The organism is Rhizobium pantanalense (assembly GCF_030182525.1).
GTDB lineage: Bacteria > Pseudomonadota > Alphaproteobacteria > Rhizobiales > Rhizobiaceae > Rhizobium.
In genome coordinates this window covers 230266-254896 of sequence record NZ_JAQJCH010000010.1, presented here as the reverse complement: position 1 = coordinate 254896, position 24631 = coordinate 230266, and the positions used below count along the sequence as shown (strand labels likewise).

Sequence of the window (24631 nt, the reverse complement as noted above, 5' to 3'; positions counted from 1 at the left end):
TCGACATCATGTGACGTCGGAATGTTCCAACGTCGGAGAGCGGCCCTGATATTTCTGCCCAACTTGAATGGCTGCTTTCAACGATCGAGACCGGGGTCTCAATGACCACAATGAGGGCGCAAAGCGACCGCCAGTTCCGAGTTGGCCCAGAATCGCCTCTGGATCACGTGCTACCATAGACCTAATCCCGCTCCGGTGTGACTGGCCAACTTTACGGCCGTCGCAATCCCAAAAGAAGCCAGAAGGCTTTGAGGAGTGGCTGAAGGTTGGCTTCATCGACCTGATCGGCTACCAGCGCACTCATCAAAGCCCGATCGCGCCAGGCAGGCTTGGAAGTGGAGTCATCATTAATTATAAGTTGGTAGCCAAGCACGTCGATAACAGTAGCTAGGACCACCCACGGGCCTTGGAGACCGTGCTGCCGAAGACGTGCAGCGGCGGAGCCGGCTTCGTCGAGGAGGCCCTGTTCGAAGCGCTTGGGCCACACCAACTTGGGTTCGTGGCCACTTATCTCACGTATTCCGCCGATTGTCCAAGCGACATCAACACGCCCGCCCCGATGGGTAAGTGCGTATGAACGAACCCGCCCTTCGTCGTTAACAGCTGTATGCATCAACAAACCTTCCAGCGTGTCGATCCAATCGACTCCTCTACTTACGTCAACAGGCACCTGGACGTTCTCATGCGTTATGGCGAGGTCTCTGGCTTCTTGGAAGAAAGCTAGTTGAACAATCGAAACTACCGCGGCTGGTTCTGGATTAAGAGCGAAAGGCATATTACGGCCTCCCGCGGCTTCAATCGCGTCAGCGTGGAGCTGGCAAATTTCTCGGGCAACTGCTCGGACTTTGTGAATGCGACGCGCAGCTCTTGAGCGTCCATCTCGTATTTCCCCCGGCTATTGCGGCCGAAGAAGAGGCCGTTCTTCTTATAACGGACCCTGTGAGGTGCTGCTAGGCTGGCCGGCACGCGGATGATAACGGCGCCGAAGGGTTCATCGAGCGGAATCCACTCCATTTGAACACCGATCAACTTTGGGTCAATAGAATCTCGAAGCACGTTTTCGAGACGCAGCAGGGTCTTGTCCTGGTTTTCGACAGTCAGTCCGACAAGCGCCGTGGCGACGCCGGCTTTCTCCTCTATGCCGAATATTAGGTCGCCTCCTTGTGCGTTAGCCAGCGAGGTAACTTCAGCTAGGAATTCCTTGATCTCCTCCGGCGTCTCACCCGGAAGATCGCGCTTGAATTCCAAATCACGGCGTTCACTCACACGATTGGCGACCAGCGCCTCAAGATCACTGCGACCCATTTCATCGAAAGATCGGCTAATCATGATGACGGATCTCGGTGAGAAACCAGACTCTCGCTGAGACTGAGCATACGCTGCTTATTCCTTGCGGAATTTATCGGGACCTGGGGGGTTGCCGCGAACCCTCTGGATATGAATTGCAGCATCGGGGTCAATTTCCTTCGCCCGATCAATCCCCTTACGCTGGGTGTCCGTTACGGCGCTCGGCCTCTCGGCGTTTGGCCGAAGGACGTTGTAGCGGCCATCTGGCCGACGCGTTACGAAAAATTCCTTCGTCTTATCTTTGCCGGTCATAACAACTCCATGAGTTCTTGGAATATTTTTATTTGGAATGCAGTTTTTACTTTTAAATATGCGCTTCCTCCTGCCATTTTCGCTAAACAGCACAGTATTATTGACGCCTGTTAACGCCGCGTCACGAGTCGAACCCCTTCGTTATTGCCGGATCTTCGACACCAGTTCTTACTTCGCAAAGAACGGCGCCGTTCTTGACTTAAATTATTCTCAAAGCCATTTTATCCGGCAGATAAGGTCATATCGCCCGGGGATTAAGCAGAACCGAGCAGTCGCCCATACGCAGCTTGATATATATCGTATTGTGTAGCGCTACACAATACGATATTATGATCCCAAGTTGATTTTTCGCTTGGAGATTCCAGATGACCTCGACTACCGATATTCAGCATCCGGGCACGCGTATAAAAGCCGACGTAATTCCTGCCGGCATGTCGGTGACGAAGGCCGCGGAATTGATAGGCGTAGGTCGGCCAGCATTGTCGAACCTTCTCAACGGAAACGCTGCTTTGTCGGTTGAGATGGCCACGCGCTTAGAAAAGGCGTTCAATTATCCTCGAGAAAGCCTGTTGGACATGCAGGCAAAATACGACGAGGCACAATCTCGGAAGAAGAATGCCCCCGCCGAGACTAGAGCTTACGTTCCCCCTTTTTTGGCGATCAAGGCCAATCAAATTGAGAAATGGGTCGACCACAATATTCAAGCACGTATACGATTTGCGGTTCTTCTACGAACTCTTGTCCACTCCACCGGCCTCGCGCTTAGCAAAGTGGACTTTCCAGGAAACGATGACGCCGAGCGTGCGGGTTGGGACGGCGTTGTTGACGCGGGAGATGGAACGCCTTGGATTCCCAGTGGTCATTCCGGCTGGGAATTCGGCACCAACGAAGACGTTAAAGCGAAGGCGGACGGCGATTTTGAAAAAAGCGTAAAAGCGCTCGATACAAGCGAGCGGAAAGAGATGGTCTTCGTATTCGTGACACCTCGCCGCTGGCCCGGCAAAGCTACATGGATTAACGCTGCAAAAGCACGAAAGCTTTGGAAAGACGTCCGTGCTTATGATTCGAGCGACCTTGAGCAATGGATCGAACAATCGCTCCCCGCGCAAGCTTGGTTCGCCAATGAAATCAACATCCCCGCGCATGGGGTCCGCTCACTTGATAAATGCTGGTCCGATTGGGCAGATGTTGCCCACCCCCCGCTCAGTGGGGCGCTCTTCAGCTCCGCCATCGAAGCACGCAAGCGCACGATGCTTGCTCGCTTGTCGAAGCCGTCGGACGGACCGACAGTAATCGCGGCAGACTCAACCGAGGAAGCACTTGCATTCCTATCGCAATTGCTAGGTGAACCGGGTGGCGAAGAACTCGCCGCTTATCGTGATCGCGTTTTGGTCTTCGACGAGCCGGGCATTCTTCCGCGATTGGCACAAGGAGCGCAAACCTTTATTCCGGTCGTGCATACGCGAGAGGTGGAGCGAGAACTCGGCCCGTATGCAAAGAATATGCCTTCAATCATAGTCTACCCTCGAAATGCTACAAACGCTGAGGTGCACATTGCTCTTGAACCCACGAGCTACGACACCTTCAACAAAGCACTAGAGGCAATGGGCTGCGATCGCGATACGATCTTGCGGCTTACGAATGAAACAGGCCGGTCCTTGACAGTGCTGCGTCGCCGACTTGCGACTGTTCCCGCACTGCAGACTCCTGAATGGGTTAGGGATCCGAAGACCGCGGAAAGCCTGGTGCCATTCCTGTTTGTAGGCGCATGGCAGAGCACTAACGAAGCCGATAAGCTTGGCCTTTCTCTAATGGCACGGGATCGGCCATACGATGAACTCGATAAAGTAGTGCAGCGCCTCACCCAACTGAACGATGCACCCGTCTGGTCGATTGGCAACTACCGTGGTGTCATTTCTAAGATCGATTTGCTTTACGCCGTGGCCGGGGCTGTCACCTCCGATGATTTGAAACGGTATTTTTCATTGGCGAGGATGGTACTCGGTGAGGACGATCCAGCACTGGATTTTGAAGACGACAAGCGGTGGGCCGCTGCTTTGCATGGAAAAGTGCGAGAGTTTTCAGGTGCCTTCCGCGAAGGTATTTCTGAAACGTTGGTTCTGCTTGCAGTACACGGAACGAACCTTTTCAAAAATCGCCTGGGTGTAGATATTGAAGAGGAAGTCGCGCGTGTCGTCCGCGACTTACTCCCGACGCCGCTTACCACCCGCGTTCTTGAAGCAAATGATCGCGACCTATCCACTTATGCAGAAGCCGCTCCGGACGAATTTCTATCAATTTTGGAACGTGATCTGAAGACGGATAATCCCGCGGTCATAGGGTTACTTCGTCCTGCTGGGCCAGGCCCTTTCGGGCACCCGAGCCGAACAGGCCTTTTGTGGGCACTGGAGGGCCTCTCTTGGAGTCCGAAGACGTTTTCACGTGCAGTATTCATTCTTGCCCGCCTCGCGCAGGTGGAGATCAACGATAATTGGATCAATAAACCCGCTCATTCCTTGGAATCGATATTCAGGGCCTGGATGCCGCAGACGGCAGCCAACCATCAGCAACGCGTCGGTGTCCTAAAAGGATTAGCAGAAAAGTATCCCGACGTAGCGTGGAAGATCTGTGTCGCGCAGTTTGGCAATCACCATCAGATCGGCGACTACAGCCACAAACCACGCTGGCGCAACGACGGTTTCGGCTTTGGCGAACCATTTCCTACCTGGCAGCCAGTTATCGAATTCGTTCGTGAGATGGTGGAAATAGCACTCACATGGAAAAGCTATTCTCTGTCAATGCTATGCGACCTTGTTGAGCGACTTCATGATCTGAATGATGCTGATCAAGATCGCGTCTGGATGCTGGTTGACGCCTGGGCAAAAACAAGTGCGAGTGATTCAGACAAAGCTGCCCTTCGCGAGAAAATTCGGATCACTCGGCTTTCACGGCGTGCCACAGTTCGCGCCAAGAAGGATGGTCAGCTTCCCGAATTGAATGCCAAAGCCGCAGTGGCCTATGAAGCCCTGCAGCCGCAAGACCTCCTGAACAAGCATGCTTGGCTATTTCGCGAGACTTGGATTGATGAATCGGCTGATGAGCTGGAAGATATCGATAGGATTGACTTCCAGAAGCGCGATGAGCGTATCCAACGGTTGCGCGCAGATGCAATACGAGAAATTCAGGAAGACAAAGGGTTCCTGGGCATCCTTGAGCTCGCGGTCCGCGGCAAAGCATCGTTTCAGATCGGCGCTCTCTGCGCTGGAGGTCTACTGTCGGAAAATGGGTTGCACCAGCTTCTTCGCTTGGCACTTCGACGAATTTCGAACCGTGGCGACGACGCCTATGCCTGCAAAAACCTAATTGCAGGCTCGTTGCGGGCAATATTGGACGACCAGGAGCGCGAACGTCTTTTGAGGACGGTCGGAGCAAACCTTAGCGAGGAAGAGTTGATAAGCTTACTGGTACTGGCGCCGTACAAGAAGAGCACCTGGACGCTGATCGACCAGTTAAAGAAGCCAGCACAAGCCAGCTATTGGCAAGAGATTGTACCCGACTGGAATCCCCACTCAGATGAGGAGAATAACGAAAGTGTTGAGCGTCTCTTAAAGGCGGACCGACCACGTGCTGCGTTTGTGAGCGTTCGCTTCGGTCTGGAAAAACTGGATGCCCAAACGTTGCATCGCCTCCTTTCACGAATGGCAAAGGGAGGTAGTGACAAATCTGGCGAATACATGCTTGATGAATATTATATCGATCAGGCATTCAGGAAGATAAACGCCAGTTCAGTCGTTACTGCCGACGAAAAGGCGATGTTGGAGTTCGCATTTTTGGCTGTTCTGGCCAAACCACTGGGCGGGAACTCGACCGGGTATGGAATTCCCAATCTTGAACGGTATGTGGAAGTGCATCCCGAGACTTATGTTCAAGCCATAATATGGGCCTATAAACGCAAGGACGGTGGAGTAGACCCGAAGGAATTCCAGGTACCCGCTGACCGCGTGAAAGACCTGGCTGAGCGTGGGCACAAGCTGCTTGAGGCGATCCAAATCATTCCCGGCCACAATGATCTGGGCGAGCTGAAGGCAGAGCGGCTCGCCAACTGGATCAGGACCGTGAGGCAGATGAGCTCCGAGCTAAGCCGTGGCGAAATCGGGGACCTCTGCATCGGCAAGACCCTTGCGCATTCGTCAGTGGGCCAGGATGGCGTTTGGCCTTGTGATGCGGTTCGCCAAGTGATGGAAGAAATTCAGTCTGAATCGATTATGGAAGGAGCGCGCATTGGTATCTACAACTCACGCGGCGTCCATTCTAGAGGAATCGGCGGCGATCAGGAGCGGGATCTCGCGGACAAGTATCGCAGGTGGGGCGAAGCGCTTCAATTCACCCATCCGTTCGTCTCGTCAAAGCTTTTGATGGCGCTCGCAACAACTTATGAACGCGAGGCCAGCTTTCACGACACCGAAGCAGACATCAAACGCAGACTTCTAGAGTAACCGGTTCAAGACAGCCTGATCCAGAGAACTCAGCTCTGAGTGTTCCCGGCCATTCGTCCGTTCTTAAGTTGATAAAATATCATGAAGAGACCTCGCCAACCAACTTCGATCATTTTTAGATCATGACCCCGAAAATTGAAACAATCGTCACGTTAGCCGACCGTTCACCGTCTTACGAGCGGCAATCTTGATAACCGCCGTAGGAGCCGTTACTCGGTGAGGAGACCGGAGGCCAGAATTTCCAATGCATATTATCATCGATACGACGACCGTTTTCCGCGACAAACGGCTTCTGAGCCCGAGATTGCGGAGCGTCGCCCTGGCTGCTCGTAAACTGGGTGGTGGGGTGTGGGTTCCCAACGTCGTCCTCGATGAGTTGAAAGGTCAAGTCCGCAAAGAGGTTTCTGCCAAATCGGCGGATATTAGCTTAGCCCTAAAATCCCTCAGCGTCCTCGCTCCGCCACATCTCATGCCGATTTTCAAAGAAATCGATGTCGATGAGGTTCTGAAGAACTATCTGACAGAGCGCGACCAACAGCTGGAAAAATTGGCAATCGGCACCCTGCCCTATCCTAACTTACCGCTCCAGCATCTGGTCGAGCGCTACTACCAGAACCTCAGACCGTACAAGGCGGATGGAACCGGCTTCAAGGATCACATGATTTGGCGATCCTTCCTGGAGTTCGTGGCGGATCGACAAGCTGCTTCGCCGCATATGTTCTATCTCGTCACCGATAACGCCAGCGATTTCGCAGACAACAAAGGAGGCTTCCACGGCGATCTCCTGCGGGACGCACAGGCTTTCGGTGTCGACACGGCAAGGATCGGGCTCGAACGCCAGCTTCACGACATCATCAAGACGATCATCGAGCCCCAAAGCGAGAAGATTAAGGAAACGGAAACCCGACTTCGAAGCCGGGCTTTGGAGGTGATTGCCGAAAAAGGCGAAGCAATCGTCACCGACGGTATCCGTAACCACACCGTGGACATCGGAATGCCGTCGGGGATCTCGAATTTCGGGATCGAGAGCCTTCGACTCGATGTGGGCGATCCAGAACTGACGTTAACACATGTCGTTGATGAACTCCTGGTAGAAGCTATCCTTCCCTTCGAGTGCTTCTTCAATGGGGTCGCGCAACTGAGTGACTGGGAATGGGTCGAGGCACAGCTAGACGTACGTTATAGCGACGTTGACGAAGAAGGCCATTTCGTCGCGTTCACCGCTGTTGCCGACAGCATTGCCACGGTTCGTTTTACCCTCGATGACGCTTATAAAGTCACCTCTATCGAGGCCACGGGGTAATCTCGGCCCTGCAGGATCCTACCGGCTACATCCATCTTCGACATGAACTGGCTTGTCCGGCTCAGTTCCGCGTGGAAACACTCTTTGGTTTCACAGGTCTAAATATCATCGCCAGAACCCGTTGAACTGGCAATCAAAATGCGACCGGTTGCCGCCATACTTCCGGTCGATCCACTTGCTGACGATTCTAACTTCCAAGTCATACGGTTTCGGCTGCCTTGGTCGGTCGGTACAGTCGTAATACGGCATCTTCTGTCACGTGGATCGTCCACAATGGCTACATGATCGATTGCAGTTCGCTTCGGCAGAACGAGGCAAAACTCACCATTGTAGGGTATTCCTTCTAGGTGATCACAATCGCCATATTCAGTTCCGCATATTGAGCACTCTTGCGACCCGACGATAAATCCCGTGCTTACAAACACTTGAGGTGGAAATACAACTTTTTCAATACAGTCTAATCTCTCTACATGCTCCGTCAGCGCAGAAAAGCCCTGATGAGCCCGAACAGCTGCACGGCCAGCTTCTTGCGCAGAAATAAGTCTATCCCACGCAGCGTCCGGTTGCCCCTCTTTCAGGGCGATCCACATCCGAAGCTCGTGTCTAAGACTGTCTACAACACATTCAAAACCGAGCAAAATGTTGGCAAAATCTTCGTTGACCTGATCGAGGGCATTCTTCTTGACTTCAGCACACTCCCGTCTCATTTCTCTCAATCGAGAAATGCACTCCTCCTGCAACTCGCTGTCTCGCGTCAAATTGCAGAACAGTCTTGCGTCATCGACGGTGCGGTTGAAGTATTCAATCCACTCGAAGTCAGATTTATTCGTCCGCGAGCCGTCCAATAGCGGCGGCAAGCTCTCGGATCCCTTCGGCGTCTCCTTCATATTTTAGCCTTTTGCAGAGTGTTGATCTCCTTTTTTCGACGACAATTTCGAGCTTCACCGTCTTGCGTCCCGGCGCTCCCTTAAAGAAGTCTGTAATGTACGTGGACAAGACATTCAACGCCAGATTGACTACATTGGGCTCTTGCGACCAGATCGAGCCGGCAACGAAAAGCGTAGGAGCAATCCATTCGATTGAATTATTCTGAATATAAGCTCCACGCTGTTCCCTCGATACCAAATCATCGCTCGGCACTCCGTTCAACCGAAACAAAGTCCTGAGTGTCGCAGCCTCAGTACGTTGCAAAAAATCATTGATGGAAACGGCTGATTCGAAATTTGCCGGCAACACTGATATTCGATCGGAAACCATGCATCCAAGTTGCTCGGCTCGATCTCGAACAGAGACGTAGTTACTAACGTCAGTGATCATAAAGTCCCCTTGGGCCTGCCGTGAAAATCCCGCTGCGTTGAATAATCGCTCACCAGGAAAGCGTTCTGTTCAGACTTGCTCGTATCGAGTTCATGCTTAGCGAGCGAAGAAAGGGATGCCATGGCTGCGGGCCGATAAATCTCATCCTTCCGCCGCTTGTCCAGACTACGACAACCGTACCTCGCAATCCGGCGCTTTGCGCTGCCACTTGAATCTCGTCAACAGCATCGTTCTGATCATCTTGAGACTTGTGCTCAAAAGAAGTATCGAGCGGGACAATTATCATGTCCTGCCCCTGCTCTCGAATATGCGCGATCTTTAATGTCGGCATGAGTCCCTCCAATAGTCTCTCAACCTTATGGCGAGCGCGGAAGGACTGTCAATTGTGGCACGACAACAGCGAACCGTGCTACAGTGTGTCGACGTTTCAACGATATGTTGACAATCATTACGCCTGTTACGGTTTCTCGTTGCCCAACAAGCAAACTTGTAGCACGGTATTTTTACCGCGATGGAGGGAACCAGGTGCTAACTGTTTCCCTGCTGCGGGTGCAGCGCCAACAACCAGGAACGATATTTGAGCGTTGTCAGCGCATCGTTTCCAGGTTGTTGGCATAATATGCCGAATATCAGCTCGAAAAGCGCGGTCGGGTCGTACTCGAGTGCAATTCATCCACGAATAAATTGATCTGATGAACTTGTTCCTTTTCTGTTCTCACAGGAACGCGTGATCCAATTGAAAATGCGATCCTAATGTGAGCGGCGCGGATCGTAGACACCGTGAGGTCACGAAAATACGGCACATCGAATCACGATGGTACACGGTACCCACCCGAGCAAGTAGAAGGCGTGTCAGCAGAGGCTTCCGCCTAGCTGATCAAAACCGCTCTCAAATGCGTCCTCGTCACCCAGATCTCGGGTGCCATTTTCAAATTGCCGCTATATTAACCATATGAATTAACGCCGTTCTTTTTCCATGACGAATCGAACTCGCACTTTACTTCCGTTGCTCGGACGGTGTTTTTCTGTGGCTTTCACTATCGATAGGTATCAAGTATCGATAGTGAGCCATCTAGCTGCCAAACCTTGCTATCTTCAGCGCAAAACACTATCTTTTGCGCCATGAAATCCGCGCCAGGAGCGCCCAAAATGTCTGAACCCCAGCTTTCCATCCGCAGCAGCAAGGCACGCGATCTTGCGCACGCGCTGGCTAAACGCACCGGCCAGCCGATCAACAAGCTCGTCGAGATCGCGCTTGAGCACTACGACCAAGAACTGCGGCAAAAGCCGACACAGACGCCAGCCGACACGCTTTGGGAGTTAATGGCGGAGGGCCGACGGTCCGTACCACCCGGCACCACCTCCGCCCATGATGATCTCTACGACGAAAACGGTTTGCCGAAATGATCGCCGTCGATACGTCGGTGATCGTGGCCACATCACTGGGAGAGCCCGAAGCTGAACGGTTTCATGCGCTCGTCACCCGTGAGGAAGTCGTCATTGCCTGGCCGACCTTGCTTGAGGCACGAATGGTGCTCACCGGCAAGAGCTTTCCCAACGCCGCAACCATCATTTCACAGCTCGTGGCGTTGCCAAATGTGACCGCCATCGCCTTTGGCGAGCGGCATTATTATGCTGCCGAGAAGGCCTTCGACCTGTTTGGCAAAGGTCGCCATCCTGCCGGCCTTAATATGGGCGACTGCTATTCGTACGCCGTTGCTGCGATCGCCAAGGCGCCCTTGCTATTCAAGGGGAATGATTTCGGGCGAACAGACGTAAAGTGCCATCCAGCATCGGCTACTCAATGACAAGCAAAGCTGTCGTCCGGCCCTCCCCCGCTGATCCAGTGCGGCTCCGTGCCGAAGAACTCGATGCGCTTGACGCCATCCTGCCCTTTGCCCGCCGCGATCAGCTGGCAGCGATGCTGACCGACGACGACGTCGCCACCCTCAAGCATCTCGCCAAGGAAGGTATGGGCGCCAATACCCTTCGGGCGCTGGCCTCCGATCTCGGCTATCTCGAATCCTGGTGCGAGCTCGCCACCGGCGCTCCCCTGCCCTGGCCGGCGCCGGAAAGCCTGTTATTGAAATTCGTCGCCCATCATCTCTGGGACCCTGTCGAACGGGCCGAGGATTCTTCCCACGGCATGCCAGCCGAGGTCGAGATCGGATTGCGTGCAAAAGGTCTGCTACGGGCCGACGGCCCGCATGCACCGGATACGGTGCGCCGGCGGCTGACGTCCTGGTCGATCCTCACCCGCTGGCGTGGCTTGACAGGGTCTTTTGCTGCTCCGTCTTTGAAGACGGCATTGCGCCTGGCAGTCCGAGCCGCGCCGCGGCAACGTCGCCGCAAGAGCAAACGAGCCGTCACGGGCGATGTTCTGGCAAAGCTGCTGGCGACTTGCGCGGGCGAGAGGCTGGTCGATCTTCGCGATCGCGCTCTCCTTCTGACGACCTTTGCCTCTGGCGGTCGCCAGCGCTCAGAAGTCGCTGAACTACGCGTCGAGGATCTGATCGACGAGGAGCCGACGCGCCCGCTCAAATCGTCCCGCTATCAACGGAATAGCTCGAACTGAGACAGGTGATCCAGTGTCAGTTCAGCTAAGCGGCCGATTGTCCGATTGGTGTTGCAGCTTGGACTCACACTTGAAGCCAAGGGTCGATCAACGGCATTCTCTCCGATTGTTCACACTAGGCGGCCTCGACTACTCCCTCGAGATTGGCAAACATATGATCGAGATTGAGGAAGCAGACCATGCCTTGGTCGAGGGGAATGATCCCGTGTGAGAATGCCGGATCGAAGGTTCTGCCGAGATCCGGCACAGGCTGGATCCGATCGCAGCCGATGGACAGGATATCGGAGACGCGGTCGACTACTAGGCCGATGATATTGTCGCCAATTTCCGCCACGACAATGGCACTGCGATCGGTGTGCGTGGCACTGCGAATCCCAAGCTTTGCCGCAAGGTCAATTACGGGGATTACCGAGCCGCGCAAGTTCATGACGCCGAGCACGTCACGCGGAGCATGGGGCAGTGGCGTTGCCGCCGCCCATCCTCTGATCTCCCGGATCGCAGTCGTCCGGATACAGAACTGCTGCTCACCGAGATGGAAAGCTATGATCTCAAGCGTCGTGTTGGTGATCGAGGCTTCCATCAAAATTCCTCCCATTCCTTAGTGGCAACTGCTGCTGCTGTGCGGCCGCCGAATGCTCCGGCAAGTTTCTGGGTCAAAGCACGAGCGGGAGAAGCAACAGACTTGCTGTCTTGTCGCGCAGCGCGTGGCGCGGAAACCTGATCATCCAATTTGAAGCGGGCGATCAGCTGGGCCAGATTAATTGCTTCGTCGGCGAGCCGGTTAGTCGCAGCCGTGGATTCCTCTACCATTGCCGCATTCTGCTGGGTCGTCTGATCCATCTGGTTCAGCGCCGTACTGACTTCCGACAGTCCGGTTGACTGTTCCCGGGCTGCGGTCGCAATCGAATGAACGTGCTCGTTGACTTTGATGACATGGCCCTGGATAAGACCAAGGGCATCACCAGTGGCGGTCACCAGCTTAACGCCGGTGTCCACCTCTTCTCCAGACCTATTGATCAGCGCCTTGATGTCCTTGGCGGCGGTCGCCGAACGTTGCGCCAGTTCGCGAACCTCCTGGGCGACTACAGCAAAGCCTTTGCCGGCATCGCCAGCGCGCGCGGCCTCGACGCCAGCATTCAATGCAAGCAGATTCGTCTGGAAGGCGATTTCGTCGATGACATTGATGATCTGGCCAATCTCACTGGAAGCCCGCTCTATCCGCTCCATGGCCGCGACCGCATCTTTGACGACGGCACTGGACTGCTCCGTGCTCCTGCGGGCTTCGTCAACCATATGACTAGCCTCTGTTGCCCGCTCCGTCGAGCTCCTCACAGCAACTGTGATCTCTTCGAGAGCGGAAGACGTTTCCTCCAGTGCAGCGGCCTGCTGCTCTGTGCGCTTCGAAAGATCTCCAGAGGCGATCCTCATCTCCCCCGCTCCGCCGTTGATCGTGTCAATCGCTACGCGGACCTCTCCGAGCACCGATCGGAGGTTTGCCATGGTCGCATTGACGTTACTCTTCAGCTCACCAAAAGCGCCCTGAAACTCACCGTGCATACTTTCGGTTAGGTCACCAGCGGCAAGGGCGGAAACAACCCGGCGCGTTTCAGCGATCCCACGATCGACGGAGGTCACAAGCTCATTGACGCTTGCGGCGAAACGGTCAAGATCGGCATTATCGTAACGTTTGGTGATACGTTGCGTGAAGTCCCCGGCAACTGCGGCCGAGACCACCTCTCCGATGCTTGACTGCAGGTCGGCGCTCTTTGCCTGCAAGGCGGCTTCCTGCGCGTTCATCTCACGAACCTTCATGCTGTTCTGCTTGAAGACTTCCACGGCTCGCGCCATGGCGCCGAGTTCGTCTCCACGGTCAGAGCCTGGGACCTCCACGGCGAGATTTCCATCGGCAAGCACGGTCATCGTGGCTGTCAGGCCATTCATCGGCCGCACGACTTGCGTAATGGTCACATAAACGCTCAGCATTAGGGCCAGCAGTGCGCCCGCACCCAGAACGGCGTAGGTGGTTGAAATTGTCGTGTTGGTCACGACGCTCGCTGCATCGTCCTTCCGCTTCAACTCCGACCTTGCCCAATCATAAAGCTTGGTGGCGTCATCATCGAATTTCTTGCGCGCGGGCCGGAATGTGTCTTTAGTAAGCTGCAAGGCTGTCGCGTTGTCGTTGACCAAGGTTAACTTTTGGATCGGCCCCGCCGAGGCCCGTAAGGCTGCGAGATCTGATGACAATGTTGCAAAGTCGACCCTTCGCTGAGGGTAATTGCTTGCAGCCTGGTCGATGAACTTGGCCGTCTCGTCGAAAACCTGCGTCAACTCTTCAACGGATCCCTGCATATCCGCGGGATCCGTTTCTGCGATCATGCGATACAGAACACGACCGATCGAGTCCGAATTGCCAGTGATCTCGGCCAGCTTTATCGATCCCTCTACATCGCTATCGACCATCGCAGTATACGTGTTGTCGATCAGTCGCAATTTACCGGCTTCATAGATACCGACGCCCGCGCCGATCGCCACGGTTGCAAGAGTTAATATCAGCAGCTTTCTGCCAATCTTTAAAGATTTCAATGTATTGTGGATCATATGCGATTATCCCCGCCGCGCTTGAAAGTGCAATTTGATATACATCTTTGCGCAATGAACGCGGATGAACTCGCGATACTGCTTACGGATCCAAATCATTTGAATCGAAGAACGCATGAATCTGCAAAGTAGCAGATTTTACGACGATTTATACTTTGCGATGAATGGTTAAGGAAAGCTTTCTCGATCTCGAGCAAATGACAAAGATTGCGCTTTTTGGCTAGCTCTTTCGCTAAAGGAGGGCGTCGCGTTGGTTTCCCGCTGAACAACGGTGGCGGGAACATTGGCCATAAGAGGAATAATCCCCTGCTGGCGGCCCGGCTGCTCCCCTCCCCAAAAGCTTCGAAGCGTCAGCGCCCGTCCAGAAGACCAAAGCGATAGTCGATCTCTTTCGAAACAACCCATTTTACGCGATTTCGGCCAAGGAAGCCCGCCGACGCGCGTTTCACGGCCACGATGGATCAGCACTTGTCTTTCGTCAGAGAACGCGCTCTATGGCCTTCTATTTTGAACATAAAACACGCTTGCAAATGGTCATTTTCTTACACATTCCTTATCTGTACAAATCACCTCGAAACAGTCCGTTGAAAGCACAATGGCGAAGACGCAAACAGTTAACGTCCAACAGCCTCAAAAGCGGCTGATCGGTTACGCCCGCGTCTCGACGGACGACCAGGTCCACGATGCCCAGATGGACGAGTTGCGCGCCGCCGGCTGCGATCGGATCTACCAGGAGCATGGCTCGGGAGCATCGCGCGCCCGACCGGTCCTGACGCGGCTGCTGGGAGAACTAGCCGCGGGAGACGTCCTCGTCGTCGTTCGCCTCGACCGGCTGGCCAGGTCCGTGAGCCACCTCCTTCAGGTGATCGAGGATCTCGAAGAGAGCGCGGCGTGCATTTCCGGTCGATCCGAGATCCGATCGATACCTCGACGCCGCAGGGCATGTTCTCGCTGCAGGTTCTCGGTGCGGTCGCGCAGCTCGAAAGAGCGCTGATCGCCGAACGCACCAAGGCCGGCATCCAGGCGGCGAAGGCCCGTGGCAAGCTTCCTGGAAACCCGGGGCTGCGAGAGCGACGGCCGGAAGCGATCAAGGCTGTTTCAAAGGCACGCGAGAAAATCTATCTCGACGAGCTCATCGCGTCGGCGCAAACGTGGCTGCCGACGGTGCGGCAACTCCGGCCTCAACATAGCTGGGATAATATCGTGCGGGTTCTCAACCGTCGCGGTCACGATTGGACAGTCGAGCGGCTCCGTCGCGCCGTTCATCGCATGGTTCGGGAGAAACTCGCGGAGCCGGAACTATTGGCTCGTTCACCGCGCCGCGCGCCGGAAGATCATCTGATGAAGCTCGTCGCCGCAATCACGATCGCCGATCCCAGCCTATCGCTTCGCGACATAGCCGCGCAACTGGATCAAATGGGGGAGCGGCCGGCGCGTGGTGGCAGGAAATGGCAGCCGTCTTCCGTCAGGGCACTGTTGGACGAGGCGCGCCGCTTCGGCCTGGTTCGCGACTGAAGATCTTGCCCCTGCTACCAATCGTCCGGAACATTGTCCTATAAAGGGCGCTCCATCAGGTTCATCATTTTCCCGTTCATAAACGTGATCCCGACGGAAGAGAAGCCGTTCTGCTTGTAATAGGCAATCAGCCTTGAGCTGGAGAGCGAGCAATCAAGTCTGATGGTCGCCAGACCTCGCTCTCGTCCCATGCCGGCAATTTTTTCGATGATGGCGGTACCAATCCCGTTTCCGGCTCTATCGCGGCGAACCGCGAAGGTGTGCAGATAAATGCTGTCGCCTGTTTCTCTCTCGCCCCAATACGGACGATCCTCCCACAGGATTCGAAATGCCGCGACAGGTTGGCTGCCCATATAAGCAAGGAACAATTCGCCGCGCTCGATCCGAGGCAGCATCCAAGCGTCATCGAAGGGGTAGTTCCAACCCTCCGATCCACGCGCCTTTTGCCACGCGCTCGCCTCCTCCAAAATCTCCGAGAAGTGCCCCCGCGTTTCAAGATCCACCGGACGGATGTCAATTCCCATGTCGATATCACCAATCAATCTCGCCATGAATCGGCAACTATGTTTTCTTGACGCGAAGCATGCTCATAAACAGTGTCGAAACGACTAAGGCGGGAGCCGGAACCAATGCGTCAGCCTCGCATCGCTATCATTCTCGACGAGAACACCAGCACGGGCGGAACGCGCTATGAAGCGGCAAAGGGCTATTTTCGGGGTGTGAGTAAGGCGGGAGGTCTTCCCTTTGGCATTCCATACCTTCCTGAAATCGTGGATATCGTTTTGAACGAGTTCGACGGCCTGGTTTCGGTTGGTGGTCGGTTTGCTTATCCCGATGATTGGTACATCGCCGGAGAGATCTCCAAAGCTCCGCCGTCGGAACGGCTCGAGGTCGAAAGAGCAATTGTCGAGGGCTTCCTGGAAAGGGACAAACCCATCCTCGGCATATGTGCCGGCATGCAGATGCTCGCATGCCTGAACGGCTGTCGTCTCACGCCCGATCTGCGCGCCTCCTTTCCGACTGCAAACGAACACGATAAACGAGACCACCTTCATGCGGTCGAGATTGTCCCGGAATCGCGCTTGGCGAAAATCATTGGCAAGTCCCGCATCGAGGTGAACACGTTCCATCGCGAAGCAATTGCACAACTGTCACCGGCCGTCCTTGCAAGCGCCTACGCTGAGGACGGCATCGTCGAGGCGATTGAAGTCGTCTCACGCTCCTTCGCGATCGGCCTGCAATGGCATCAGGAGCTATTTGTGGACACGAACCATCCTGGCAACGCTGTGTTTCGTGGCCTCGTGGAAGCAGCAACATAAACCGAGCAACTCTCGCTGACCTCGAGTTGAGATACCGCCGGTACGCCGCGGTAGCCGTTGACGAGTTCCTCAAGCCGTGTCTGGTGATGGATTAAGTCTCAGCTCCACCGAGAGCGTGATGCGATCGGTCAGGCAGGTTCGTTAGCCGGCCAATCAGGATAAAGGCCAGAATCGCAATGCCGCCGACGATGGCAGTTATCGCCAGGGACCAGGTCACGCCGACCACCTCCATCGCAAGCGCCAGCGCAAACGGAGCGATTGCTGATACCACTAATCGGGACGCCATCGCCTTTCCCTGGAGCTGGCCATATCCTTCGCTCCCGAACAGCCACAACGGAAGCGTTCCTGCCGCAATGCTGAAGATCCCGCCGCCCAGCCCGAAGATGACTGCAAACGCTATGGCGTTCGATGCCGAGGCGGGCGAGAACGCCAGCAGCGCGATCGCTCCCGACATTAGCGATGCCGAGACGATGGCAAGCCGAACAGGAGCAAGTCTGCCGCCAAAGACCATGTTGGTGAAGCGGCTGAGCACCTGTGCAGGCCCATATAGGCTTCCGACAAGCGCGGCGGATGTCCCGAGCCCAAGACCGGACAGGATCGGAACCATGTGGATCAGGACCGCCGAACTGAGAAGCGATTGAACGGAGAAGCCGACGACCATGAAGATGAATCCCAATCGCCTTGCTGAAACAGGAAGTGTTCCTTCGACGCGCTGGGAGGTGGACGTCTCTCGCGCATCCGTGCCCTCCGAACCTACCGATCTCGCAAGCAGCGCATGGACAGGGAGGCAGACGAGAAGGTTGAGGGCGGCGAAGACCAGATAGACTTCCCGCCACGACATGTCTTCATGCAGCGCCGTCGTGATCGGCCAGAAGATCGTCGAGGCGAAGCCGGCGATCAGCGTCAAATATGTGATGCTGCGCTGCGCGACTTTCGGGTTGATCTGGACGAGCAGCGCGAATGCCGCCGCGTACTGCACCAGATTAGACGCCGTCTCGATCGCGATCAGAGTGACGACAAAGACGACCTTGCCGGAGGATAGCGCGCAGGCCACGAGCGCCGAAGCGGCCGCCGCCGAACCGCCCGCCATGACGCGGCCCGCCCCGAAGCGATCGATCCACTTGCCCATCGTCGGTGCCGACAGGCCGCCGATGAGCAGCGCCACCGACAACGCCCCGAAGATCCATTCCGACGACCAGTTCAGATCCCGCGCCATGTCCGGCGCAAGAATGCTGAAGCTATAATAGAGCGTTCCATAGCCGATGATCTGGGTGAGCCCCAGGGCCAGGATCGCAGCCACAGGCGGACGTTCGGTGCTGGTCGTCATATGGATTTGAGGCTCACGCGCTGCTCCAGCTTTTCGGCTGCCTCCTTCCGTTCGCTGTAGCGGTCGGTCAGGTAGGACGAGGCGTCGCGCGTCAGCCAGGTGAACTTCACCAGCTCCTCGCAGACGTCGACGACGCGATCGTAATATGATGAAGGTTTCATGCGGCCGTCGGCGTCGAACTCCTGGAAGGCCTTGGCCACCGACGACTGGTTCGGGATCGTAATCATCCGCATCCAACGGCCGAGAACGCGCATTTGCCCCAATGCATTGAAGGATTGCGAGCCGCCAGACACCTGCATCAGCGCGAGCGTCTTGCCCTGCGTCGGCCTGACGGAACCGACCGAGAGCGGTATCCAGTCGATCTGTGCCTTCATGATACCGGTCATCGCACCGTGGCGCTCGGGACTTACCCAGGCCTGGCCTTCCGACCACGCAGACAGCTCGCGCAGTTCCTGCACCTTGGGATGGGATACTGGCGCGTCGTCTGGGAGCGGCAAGCCTTCCGGATTGAAGATCCGGACTTCGCAGCCGAAGTGTTCGAGCAGCCCCGCGGCCTCGTGTGCGAGGAAACGACTGTAGGACACCGGCCTCAGTGAACCGTAGAGGATCAGGATTCTCGGCTTGTGCGTCGAGAATGGCGGCTGCAGCGCAGTCAGGTCGACTTGACGCAGATGTTCCGGCGAGACGGCTTGCAGATCAGACAATGCGCTTGCCCTCGGCATCGAGCACCTTCTCGCCATTCTCCTTGGTGAAGGCACCCTTGTGGGTGTCGGGCAGGATGTCCAGCACCACTTCGGACGGGCGCGCCCGTCGCGTACCGAGCGGCGTGACGACGAAGGGCCGATTGATGAGAATTGGGTCCTTCAGCATGGCGTCGAGCAGTTGATCGTCCGTCAGGTCGGGATTGTCGAGCCCAAGCGCCGCATAGGGCGTGCCCTTTTCGCGGATCGCGCCTCGGACTGTCAGGCCGGCGTCGGCAATCAATTTGACCAGTTGCTCCGGGCTCGGCGGATTCTGCAAATATTCGATGACGTCAGGCTCAATGCCCGCGTTCCGGATCATCGCCAGCGTATTGCGTGAGGTGCCGCAGTCCGGGTTGTGATAGATGGTGACGTTCATGGAGCGGTTTCCGTCTTGGTGAGGGGGGCAGCGTGGCGGGCGTCCATCAGCAGCCAGCCGGCAAGCATCGCCGCCAGAAGCGCGCCAATGACTTCTGCGATGATGAAACCCGGCAGATCGACCGGCCGAATGCCGGAAAACGTATTCGTCAGCGACCGGGCGATCGCCACGGCCGGATTCGCGAAGGATGTGGATGCGGTGAACCAGTAGGCGGCCGTGATGTAAAGGCCGACCAGCCACGCCACGGCATCAGCGCGGAACCGGATGCCCGAACGGATTACGAAGACGAGACCGAAGGTCGCCGCCACCTCGGAGAGCCATTGTGCTCCGCCGGATCGAACGGTTTCGGACGCCCGCAGCAAAGGCAGGCCGAACATGCCATGCGCGAGCACCGTGCCGGCAATGCCGCCGACGATCTGCGCAGCGATATAAGGCGCCAGCGAAGAGCCGGCCAATTCCCGCCTGAGGGCAAAGACCATCGAGACAACAGGGTTGAAATGCGCCCCGGAAATCGGCCCGAGAGTGGTAATCAGCACGACCAGCATGGCGCCCGTCGCCCGAGTGTTGCCAAGCAGCGCAAGCGCCGTGTCGTGCGTAAGCTTGTCAGCCATGATGCCGGAACCGACGACAGTTGCGACCAGCAGTAGCGTGCCGAGCACTTCGGCGGTCACGCGCCGCGATAGTGGAAACGCCGCGCTCATGCCAGCAGGCTCCGCATCATCAAGGCGGCCGATGCCGGGCAGAGGCTGGCGGCCTGTTGTGTCGATTGGATTTCGGCCGGGGCTTCATAGCGGGCGATCGGACGAAAGCCGAGCGATTGAAAGAACGGTGCAGCGGTTTCCGTCAGCAGATAGGCGGAAGCAGCGCCTTGCCTGCGGGCCTGATCGAGCAGGACCAGCGCGATGGCATGGCCGAAGCCGAAACCTTGCCGATCGGGCAGAACCACGATCGAGCGCAGGAGTGCTGCTTCGCCATGGAGCTCCAGCCCACCGAAACCGACCGTCCCCCCGTCCCGCGAGAACCGGTAGAAGCTTCGGCCGGCCTCCGTTAGGTCATCGACCGGAAGCCCGGCGGCCGACAGCGCCGCGCGAAGCTCGTCATGGTGGCCGTCTATTGCCTGCAGATCGACGTCGTTACCCATCAGCTCGCCCTGGACTGCTTGATACTGGCGTCTTGCTCCCCCTGAATTTTCGAGTCGCAACAGGCAGCGATCTCCGCTGCAGGGGCGCAGATTTCCGGATGGCCAGCGCAGCAGTCTTCCATCAGGAAGCGTACGAGGCTGCCAAGCGCCTCAAAGTTGGCCGTGTAGATGATCGACCGGGATTCACGCTGCTGAGCGATCAGGCCGGAACGCTCCAACTCCTTCAGGTGGAAGGAGACGTTCGACGGCGACACCACGGCCTTTTCCGCAATCGCGCCGGCGGCCATGCCGTCGGGGCCGGCAACGACGAGCATGCGGACGATGTGCAAACGGGTTTCCTGGGACAACGCTCCGAATGCGATGAGGGCTTGACGTTGATCCATATTTCAACAATCCTTGAATAATTGAAACGAGGAATAGCGCAGATGAACGCGATCGACAACAGCAAAATGCAAAAGGACGATATCTCCCTCGGCGAGCTCATGAGCGTACTCGTGGCCGCCAAGGATTCCCCGTTGGTCTTCTATTACGACGGGCGGCCGGTGAAGCCCGGCTATCACGTGACCGAGGTCAAAGCCGGACAGTTCTCCGCGCTCGACTGCGGCGCCAGTCCGGAAGCCTGGAGCGAGATGTTCATTCAGCTCTGGGATATCGAAGAGGGTGATCGTACGCATATGTCAGCCGGTAAGTTCTATGCGATCATTCGCAAGGTCACCGAGCACGTGAATCTCGACGATACGGCCAAGCTAACCTTCGAAGTCAGCGACGGTGTCAGGCCTATGCAGCTTTACTGCGCTGCCATGCCAACGCTCCGCGTCGGCGCCATCCATGTCGAGCTCTCACCGCGGCCGGCGAGCTGCAAGCCGCGTGATCGGTGGTTGGCGGAGCAGAAAGCCCAAGCCCAACCGTGCTGTGGCCCGTCGTCTGGAAAAAGCGCCTGCTGCGCTTGAGTCCGCCCGTTTAGTAAAATCCGGCGATCCAGGCCGATGCTCAGCTCTTGCTTTTCAATGGGATCGAATCCGTTCAAACTGGGCGACTGACACTCTAAAATCGTGCCATATCATAGCCGCGGGCGTTATGCCGAAGCCAAAAACCCTCCCCTCCCCGCCGATCCGGTTCAAAACCGCGCCGAGGAACTCGATGCGCTCGACGCCATCCTGCCGTTTGCCCGCCGCGATCAGCTAGCGATGCTGCTGACCGACGAGGATGTCGCCACGCTCAAGCATCTCGCCAAGCAGGGCATGGGCGCCAACACGCTACGGGCGCTTGCCTCCGATCTTGGCTATCTCGAAGCCTTGTGCGAGCTTGCGACAGGCAGCTCCCTCCCCTGGCCGGCGCCGGAAAGCCTGCTCCTGAAATTCGTCGCCCATCATCTCTGGGACCCGGTCGAACGCGCCGAAAATCCAGGCCACGGCATGCCGGCCGAGGTCGAGAGCGGATTGCGTACAAAGGGTCTGCTAAGGGCGGAAGGTCCGCATGCGCCGGATACGGTGCGCCGGCGGCTGACCTCCTGGTCGATCCTCACCCGCTGGCGTGGCCTGACAGGGTCTTTTGCTGCTCCGTCTCTGAAATCTGCGCTCAGACTCGCCGTGCGGGCCAACGCTCGGCCAAGGCGGCGCAAGAGCAAAAAGGCGGTCACCGGTGATGTTTTGGTAAAACTGCTTTCCACCTGTGCCGGCGAACGCCTGGTCGATCTTCGCGATCGCGCCCTCTTGCTCACCGCCTTTGCCTCCGGTGGTCGCCGACGCTCTGAGGTGGCCGCCCTGCGAGTCGAGGATCTGGTCGACGAAGAACCGGTGCATGCCAATCCAAGAGACCCCGCCTCCCCTCTCCTGCCGTGCCTCACCATCAATCTCGGCCGTACGAAGACGACGACGGCTGAAGACCGCGTGCATGTGGTGTTGATCGGTCGGCCGGTCGAAGCGCTGAAGCAATGGCTTGCGGCGGCCAGGATCGAGACCGGGCCGATCTTTCGTCGCATCGACCAATGGGGCAACATCGACCGGCGGGCATTGACACCGCAGTCGGTCAATCTGATCCTGAAGACGCGTTGCAGTCAGGCCGGACTGGATCCGGAGGTGTTTTCGGCCCATGGGCTGCGATCGGGCTATCTGACCGAGGCGGCCAATCGTGGCGTATCTCAGCAGGAGGCGATGCAGCAGTCCCTGCATAAGTCCGTGGCGCAGGCTGCGAGCTACTATAACAACGCTGAACGCAAGAACGGACGGGCGGCACGCCTGGCAATGTAGCCGAAGCTGACCAGCCTTTCGGCATCCTTTGTGGCCGCATCAATAATTTCTTCCACTGACCGGGCAAATAACTCCACCGCATTATGGGAGTGGGCGGATATCTACTGTGCTGTACCGTCAGGGCAAAAGCTGCGCCGCTTGACCCTGCTCTGCAAGTAGTTCAACCGTCTTTTTATCGAACGAGACGAAGGTTTCGCCACCTAACCAACTGCCCTCATAGGCCATGATACCGTCGGCAAAATCGCCTCCGGCCTCGAGGATCGCAAGCCCGGCCTCAACCGCGGGCCGGTTCATGACCACATTTCCGGCATCCAACAAATCGCGGATCGTCACGGCCACATCTTCTTTCGACAGCTTCGCCCCGCGGCGCAATATCCAAACCAATTCACACAGGCACGGCAAGGACACCGCGATGAGCGAGGCCTCTCTCAGGAGCTTGCTCGCGGCACGGCCTTGCTCTACATCGTCCTGCAAAACGGCACGAGCCAGCACGTTTGTATCGACGGAGATTTTCATTCGTCACCCGCCCAACCGGCGGCCGCAAGATCATTCATTTCCTCAATCGTTATGGGCTTTCTAACCTTGCCCGCATGCCGACCGATAAAGTTATCAATAGTTCCAGTGGGCTTTGCAGCTTTCACCCGAAGCTCGCCGCCGGGGAGTTTGTCAAAGTCGATGCGTTCGCCCGGCTTGATGCCGAGGTGCTGCAGTAAATCCCGCTTTAACGTGACCTGCCCTTTCATCGTTACCGCCAGTGAAGTCATAGGGACATTCCTTTCGTTGAGTACTATTAAATAGTAATTGAAATTCGCATTACCAGCAAGCAAGTCAAGAACCTTACTGACCAACATTCCAGCCTCGACCAGTTTGCCGCTTGGCCGCTCGAACTCGGAGTTTTCTCGGTGGCGAACCCCTACCTTCAGAACGACGGTGAAGCGGTACTGCAAGACTCCATGGTTCTGCTTCCTGGACATTCTCGCCCTCAGACAAATCTTGAGAGCCAATGATCATTCCGGCATCCAGGAGTTCCACCGGCTGTTGCGGAACGGCATGCAGATCCTCGAAGGTCTTCTGCACGCTCGTTGTGCTCGGCACGTTGCGCGCTTTCTTCGGGCCGGCGCAGCAATCCTTGATGCCCGACCTCGTGCCGCGGCAAGATCTCGCAAGTGCCATTGCCTGGGGGACCTCCTCCTGGCAGATCGCGGCCGTGTGTGGACCGGTCGCCGGCGGCCTGCTTTACGGCATCTCACCGGAAGCGGCCTACATTGCCTCTCTCGTGTTGCTGACTATTGCCATGGTCCTGGCGGCAGGCATCCGCTTTCCGGCGCGCGCCGCGGACACCGGCCGAAAGGAGAAGCCAACCTTCGAAACCTTGGTGGCCGGTTTCCATTACATCTGGAGGGAGAAGATCATGCTCGGCGCCATCTCCTTCGATCTGTTCGCCAGGTTGCTCGGTGGAGCCTCGGCACTGTTGCCCGTCTATGCGCGCGACATTCTGACTGTCGGCCCTTGGGGGCTCGGTTTGCTGCGCGCAGCACCGGGCATCGGCTCGATCCTGGTGGCGGCCTTCCTGCTGCGCCATCCGATCAAAGACCATGCCGGCGTGATCATGTTTGCCTGCGTCTCCCTGGTCGGTTTCTTCATCGCCGTGTTTGGCGCCTCGACGGAGATCTGGCTGTCAGTGCTGGCGCTCGGCCTGATGGGCGGCTTCGATATGGTGAGCGTCTATTTTCCATATCCGGCCGAGAGCTTCATGATCGACCAGTCGCCCTGGATTTATAGGGGAGCTCTGGTCGCCATTGTCGGCGTTGTCGTGATCGCGCTGGCGCGACGCAAGCGGCCGTCCCCGTGATTGCACCTCTTCACTCGTGTCACAGGAATCTCTTCGCTCTGCACTGCGGGACCCCGGCGAAAACGATCAGCGTATAGATCGGAAGCTTCGCGGAACGCCTGAAGGTGGGCGCACTGAAGAGTGCATCTTGACAGGCAATCCTCATCCGGCGGGGCACAGTCGCTCCGCTGGATCGCGAAGATTTATCAAGCGAGGCCGCTGCCAAGTCGCAGGGGCGCCAA

25 protein-coding genes and 2 pseudogenes are annotated in these 24631 nt (G+C 56.8%); 10 read left to right on the top strand and 17 right to left on the bottom strand.

What is annotated here, in order from left to right; all coding sequences use genetic code 11:
- Nucleotides 1-211 precede the first annotated feature (211 nt).
- From PH558_RS24670 to PH558_RS24660, 3 genes are all read right to left on the bottom strand, one after another.
- Nucleotides 212-775 (bottom strand): hypothetical protein, encoded by a 564-nt coding sequence (locus PH558_RS24670; RefSeq protein ID WP_145676953.1) that lies wholly within the window; start codon nucleotides 773-775, stop codon nucleotides 212-214.
- Complete coding sequence (locus tag PH558_RS24665) at nucleotides 739-1305, bottom strand: AlbA family DNA-binding domain-containing protein (protein ID WP_285207085.1); 567 nt, start codon at nucleotides 1303-1305, stop codon at nucleotides 739-741. Before PH558_RS24665 ends, PH558_RS24670 begins: the two co-directional genes overlap by 37 nt.
- A 78-nt stretch (nucleotides 1306-1383) precedes the next feature.
- Nucleotides 1384-1599 (bottom strand): DUF2188 domain-containing protein, encoded by a 216-nt coding sequence (locus tag PH558_RS24660; protein WP_145676950.1) that lies wholly within the window; start codon nucleotides 1597-1599, stop codon nucleotides 1384-1386.
- A 365-nt stretch (nucleotides 1600-1964) separates the two neighbouring features.
- On the opposite strand from PH558_RS24660, the gene PH558_RS24655 reads away from it, so the two are divergent.
- Nucleotides 1965-6095 carry a HigA family addiction module antitoxin gene (locus PH558_RS24655; RefSeq protein WP_145676949.1) on the top strand — a complete coding sequence of 1377 codons (4131 nt, stop codon included), beginning with the start codon at nucleotides 1965-1967 and terminating at the stop codon, nucleotides 6093-6095.
- Between the two features lie 244 nt (nucleotides 6096-6339).
- Nucleotides 6340-7398, top strand: coding sequence for a PIN domain-containing protein (locus PH558_RS24650; protein WP_145676947.1), 1059 nt, complete (start codon nucleotides 6340-6342; stop codon nucleotides 7396-7398).
- Between the two features lie 98 nt (nucleotides 7399-7496).
- On the opposite strand, the gene PH558_RS24645 is transcribed toward PH558_RS24650, so the two are convergent.
- Genes PH558_RS24645 through PH558_RS24635 form a run of 3 tightly spaced genes read right to left on the bottom strand, consistent with a single transcriptional unit; the run spans nucleotide 7497 to nucleotide 9046 of the window.
- Nucleotides 7497-8285: a hypothetical protein gene (locus PH558_RS24645; protein ID WP_145676945.1), complete on the bottom strand. Its 789-nt coding sequence runs from the start codon at nucleotides 8283-8285 to the stop codon at nucleotides 7497-7499.
- Nucleotides 8221-8715, bottom strand: coding sequence for a hypothetical protein (locus PH558_RS24640; RefSeq protein ID WP_145676943.1), 495 nt, complete (start codon nucleotides 8713-8715; stop codon nucleotides 8221-8223). Before PH558_RS24640 ends, PH558_RS24645 begins: the two co-directional genes overlap by 65 nt.
- Nucleotides 8716-8764: 49 nt before the next feature.
- Nucleotides 8765-9046: a hypothetical protein gene (locus PH558_RS24635; RefSeq protein ID WP_113233495.1), complete on the bottom strand. Its 282-nt coding sequence runs from the start codon at nucleotides 9044-9046 to the stop codon at nucleotides 8765-8767.
- 818 nt (nucleotides 9047-9864) lie between these two features.
- Here PH558_RS24635 and PH558_RS24630 point away from each other — a divergent pair.
- The 3 genes and pseudogenes from PH558_RS24630 to PH558_RS24620 form a co-directional block, all read left to right on the top strand.
- Complete coding sequence (locus tag PH558_RS24630) at nucleotides 9865-10122, top strand: type II toxin-antitoxin system VapB family antitoxin (RefSeq protein WP_285207083.1); 258 nt, start codon at nucleotides 9865-9867, stop codon at nucleotides 10120-10122.
- On the top strand, nucleotides 10119-10523 hold the full coding sequence (locus PH558_RS24625; RefSeq protein WP_285207082.1) for a type II toxin-antitoxin system VapC family toxin: 405 nt from the start codon (nucleotides 10119-10121) through the stop codon (nucleotides 10521-10523). The genes PH558_RS24630 and PH558_RS24625 overlap by 4 nt, the downstream gene beginning before the upstream one ends.
- Nucleotides 10520-11248, top strand: a pseudogene (locus PH558_RS24620) (integrase); the annotation flags it as partial. The gene PH558_RS24625 and the pseudogene PH558_RS24620, both read left to right, overlap by 4 nt.
- A gap of 157 nt (nucleotides 11249-11405) precedes the next feature.
- On the opposite strand, the gene PH558_RS24615 reads toward PH558_RS24620, so the two are convergent.
- Nucleotides 11406-11870 (bottom strand): chemotaxis protein CheW, encoded by a 465-nt coding sequence (locus PH558_RS24615; protein ID WP_285207081.1) that lies wholly within the window; start codon nucleotides 11868-11870, stop codon nucleotides 11406-11408.
- Nucleotides 11870-13888, bottom strand: a complete 2019-nt coding sequence (locus PH558_RS24610) for a HAMP domain-containing methyl-accepting chemotaxis protein (protein WP_285207080.1) — start codon at nucleotides 13886-13888, stop codon at nucleotides 11870-11872. Before PH558_RS24610 ends, PH558_RS24615 begins: the two co-directional genes overlap by 1 nt.
- Nucleotides 13889-14483: 595 nt before the next feature.
- On the opposite strand from PH558_RS24610, the pseudogene PH558_RS24605 reads away from it, so the two are divergent.
- Nucleotides 14484-15403, top strand: a pseudogene (locus PH558_RS24605) (recombinase family protein).
- Between the two features lie 38 nt (nucleotides 15404-15441).
- Here PH558_RS24605 and PH558_RS24600 read toward each other — a convergent pair.
- The gene (locus PH558_RS24600; protein ID WP_285207079.1) at nucleotides 15442-15954 is read right to left on the bottom strand and encodes a GNAT family N-acetyltransferase; all 513 of its coding nucleotides are present in this window, start codon (nucleotides 15952-15954) and stop codon (nucleotides 15442-15444) included.
- 78 nt (nucleotides 15955-16032) lie between these two features.
- On the opposite strand from PH558_RS24600, the gene PH558_RS24595 reads away from it, so the two are divergent.
- On the top strand, nucleotides 16033-16722 hold the full coding sequence (locus PH558_RS24595) for a gamma-glutamyl-gamma-aminobutyrate hydrolase family protein (RefSeq protein WP_113408423.1): 690 nt from the start codon (nucleotides 16033-16035) through the stop codon (nucleotides 16720-16722).
- 91 nt (nucleotides 16723-16813) lie between these two features.
- Here the strand turns inward: PH558_RS24595 and arsK are convergent, their stop codons facing one another.
- From arsK to PH558_RS24565, 6 genes are read right to left on the bottom strand one after another with little or no spacing between them, the layout of a single operon-like run.
- Nucleotides 16814-18049 carry an arsenite efflux MFS transporter ArsK gene (gene arsK / locus PH558_RS24590; protein WP_113408422.1) on the bottom strand — a complete coding sequence of 412 codons (1236 nt, stop codon included), beginning with the start codon at nucleotides 18047-18049 and terminating at the stop codon, nucleotides 16814-16816.
- A complete protein-coding gene (gene arsH / locus PH558_RS24585; RefSeq protein WP_113408421.1) occupies nucleotides 18046-18771 on the bottom strand; it encodes an arsenical resistance protein ArsH in 726 nt (241 codons plus the stop codon). The genes arsK and arsH overlap by 4 nt, the downstream gene beginning before the upstream one ends.
- Nucleotides 18746-19168: an arsenate reductase (glutaredoxin) gene (gene arsC / locus PH558_RS24580; protein ID WP_285207077.1), complete on the bottom strand. Its 423-nt coding sequence runs from the start codon at nucleotides 19166-19168 to the stop codon at nucleotides 18746-18748. Before arsC ends, arsH begins: the two co-directional genes overlap by 26 nt.
- Entirely contained in the window at nucleotides 19165-19869 is a 705-nt protein-coding gene (locus tag PH558_RS24575) for an aquaporin (RefSeq protein WP_285207076.1), read from the bottom strand. The genes arsC and PH558_RS24575 overlap by 4 nt, the downstream gene beginning before the upstream one ends.
- On the bottom strand, nucleotides 19866-20309 hold the full coding sequence (gene arsN2 / locus PH558_RS24570; protein ID WP_113408418.1) for an arsenic resistance N-acetyltransferase ArsN2: 444 nt from the start codon (nucleotides 20307-20309) through the stop codon (nucleotides 19866-19868). The genes PH558_RS24575 and arsN2 overlap by 4 nt, the downstream gene beginning before the upstream one ends.
- Nucleotides 20309-20692 carry an ArsR/SmtB family transcription factor gene (locus PH558_RS24565; protein WP_285207074.1) on the bottom strand — a complete coding sequence of 128 codons (384 nt, stop codon included), beginning with the start codon at nucleotides 20690-20692 and terminating at the stop codon, nucleotides 20309-20311. Before PH558_RS24565 ends, arsN2 begins: the two co-directional genes overlap by 1 nt.
- Before the next feature lie 42 nt (nucleotides 20693-20734).
- On the opposite strand from PH558_RS24565, the gene PH558_RS24560 reads away from it, so the two are divergent.
- On the top strand, nucleotides 20735-21259 hold the full coding sequence (locus PH558_RS24560) for a DUF6428 family protein (RefSeq protein ID WP_113408416.1): 525 nt from the start codon (nucleotides 20735-20737) through the stop codon (nucleotides 21257-21259).
- Between the two features lie 204 nt (nucleotides 21260-21463).
- A complete protein-coding gene (locus PH558_RS24555) occupies nucleotides 21464-22558 on the top strand; it encodes a site-specific integrase (RefSeq protein ID WP_483314187.1) in 1095 nt (364 codons plus the stop codon).
- A 117-nt stretch (nucleotides 22559-22675) separates the two neighbouring features.
- Here PH558_RS24555 and PH558_RS24550 read toward each other — a convergent pair whose 3' ends face one another.
- Both PH558_RS24550 and PH558_RS24545 read right to left on the bottom strand, forming a co-directional pair.
- Nucleotides 22676-23074 (bottom strand): type II toxin-antitoxin system VapC family toxin, encoded by a 399-nt coding sequence (locus PH558_RS24550; RefSeq protein ID WP_285207072.1) that lies wholly within the window; start codon nucleotides 23072-23074, stop codon nucleotides 22676-22678.
- Entirely contained in the window at nucleotides 23071-23322 is a 252-nt protein-coding gene (locus tag PH558_RS24545; protein ID WP_095438921.1) for an AbrB/MazE/SpoVT family DNA-binding domain-containing protein, read from the bottom strand. The genes PH558_RS24550 and PH558_RS24545 overlap by 4 nt, the downstream gene beginning before the upstream one ends.
- Before the next feature lie 239 nt (nucleotides 23323-23561).
- Between PH558_RS24545 and PH558_RS24540 the strand changes: the two genes are divergently transcribed.
- Nucleotides 23562-24410, top strand: coding sequence for an MFS transporter (locus PH558_RS24540; protein ID WP_285207071.1), 849 nt, complete (start codon nucleotides 23562-23564; stop codon nucleotides 24408-24410).
- Nucleotides 24411-24631: the final 221 nt, after the last annotated feature.

Excerpts from the sequence above, each read along its gene's own strand:
- PH558_RS24670 (WP_145676953.1), bottom strand. The coding sequence starts at position 775 with ATGCCTTTCGCTCTTAATCCAGAACCAGCCGCGGTAGTTTCGATTGTT.
- PH558_RS24665 (WP_285207085.1), bottom strand. The coding sequence starts at position 1,305 with ATGGGTCGCAGTGATCTTGAGGCGCTGGTCGCCAATCGTGTGAGTGAA.
- PH558_RS24660 (WP_145676950.1), bottom strand. The coding sequence starts at position 1,599 with ATGACCGGCAAAGATAAGACGAAGGAATTTTTCGTAACGCGTCGGCCA.
- PH558_RS24655 (WP_145676949.1), top strand. The coding sequence starts at position 1,965 with ATGACCTCGACTACCGATATTCAGCATCCGGGCACGCGTATAAAAGCC.
- PH558_RS24650 (WP_145676947.1), top strand. The coding sequence starts at position 6,340 with ATGCATATTATCATCGATACGACGACCGTTTTCCGCGACAAACGGCTT.
- PH558_RS24645 (WP_145676945.1), bottom strand. The coding sequence starts at position 8,285 with ATGAAGGAGACGCCGAAGGGATCCGAGAGCTTGCCGCCGCTATTGGAC.
- PH558_RS24640 (WP_145676943.1), bottom strand. The coding sequence starts at position 8,715 with ATGATCACTGACGTTAGTAACTACGTCTCTGTTCGAGATCGAGCCGAG.
- PH558_RS24635 (WP_113233495.1), bottom strand. The coding sequence starts at position 9,046 with ATGCCGACATTAAAGATCGCGCATATTCGAGAGCAGGGGCAGGACATG.
- PH558_RS24630 (WP_285207083.1), top strand. The coding sequence starts at position 9,865 with ATGTCTGAACCCCAGCTTTCCATCCGCAGCAGCAAGGCACGCGATCTT.
- PH558_RS24625 (WP_285207082.1), top strand. The coding sequence starts at position 10,119 with ATGATCGCCGTCGATACGTCGGTGATCGTGGCCACATCACTGGGAGAG.
- PH558_RS24615 (WP_285207081.1), bottom strand. The coding sequence starts at position 11,870 with ATGGAAGCCTCGATCACCAACACGACGCTTGAGATCATAGCTTTCCAT.
- PH558_RS24610 (WP_285207080.1), bottom strand. The coding sequence starts at position 13,888 with ATGATCCACAATACATTGAAATCTTTAAAGATTGGCAGAAAGCTGCTG.
- PH558_RS24600 (WP_285207079.1), bottom strand. The coding sequence starts at position 15,954 with ATGGCGAGATTGATTGGTGATATCGACATGGGAATTGACATCCGTCCG.
- PH558_RS24595 (WP_113408423.1), top strand. The coding sequence starts at position 16,033 with ATGCGTCAGCCTCGCATCGCTATCATTCTCGACGAGAACACCAGCACG.
- arsK (WP_113408422.1), bottom strand. The coding sequence starts at position 18,049 with ATGACGACCAGCACCGAACGTCCGCCTGTGGCTGCGATCCTGGCCCTG.
- arsH (WP_113408421.1), bottom strand. The coding sequence starts at position 18,771 with ATGCCGAGGGCAAGCGCATTGTCTGATCTGCAAGCCGTCTCGCCGGAA.
- arsC (WP_285207077.1), bottom strand. The coding sequence starts at position 19,168 with ATGAACGTCACCATCTATCACAACCCGGACTGCGGCACCTCACGCAAT.
- PH558_RS24575 (WP_285207076.1), bottom strand. The coding sequence starts at position 19,869 with ATGAGCGCGGCGTTTCCACTATCGCGGCGCGTGACCGCCGAAGTGCTC.
- arsN2 (WP_113408418.1), bottom strand. The coding sequence starts at position 20,309 with ATGGGTAACGACGTCGATCTGCAGGCAATAGACGGCCACCATGACGAG.
- PH558_RS24565 (WP_285207074.1), bottom strand. The coding sequence starts at position 20,692 with ATGGATCAACGTCAAGCCCTCATCGCATTCGGAGCGTTGTCCCAGGAA.
- PH558_RS24560 (WP_113408416.1), top strand. The coding sequence starts at position 20,735 with ATGAACGCGATCGACAACAGCAAAATGCAAAAGGACGATATCTCCCTC.
- PH558_RS24550 (WP_285207072.1), bottom strand. The coding sequence starts at position 23,074 with ATGAAAATCTCCGTCGATACAAACGTGCTGGCTCGTGCCGTTTTGCAG.
- PH558_RS24545 (WP_095438921.1), bottom strand. The coding sequence starts at position 23,322 with ATGACTTCACTGGCGGTAACGATGAAAGGGCAGGTCACGTTAAAGCGG.
- PH558_RS24540 (WP_285207071.1), top strand. The coding sequence starts at position 23,562 with ATGATCATTCCGGCATCCAGGAGTTCCACCGGCTGTTGCGGAACGGCA.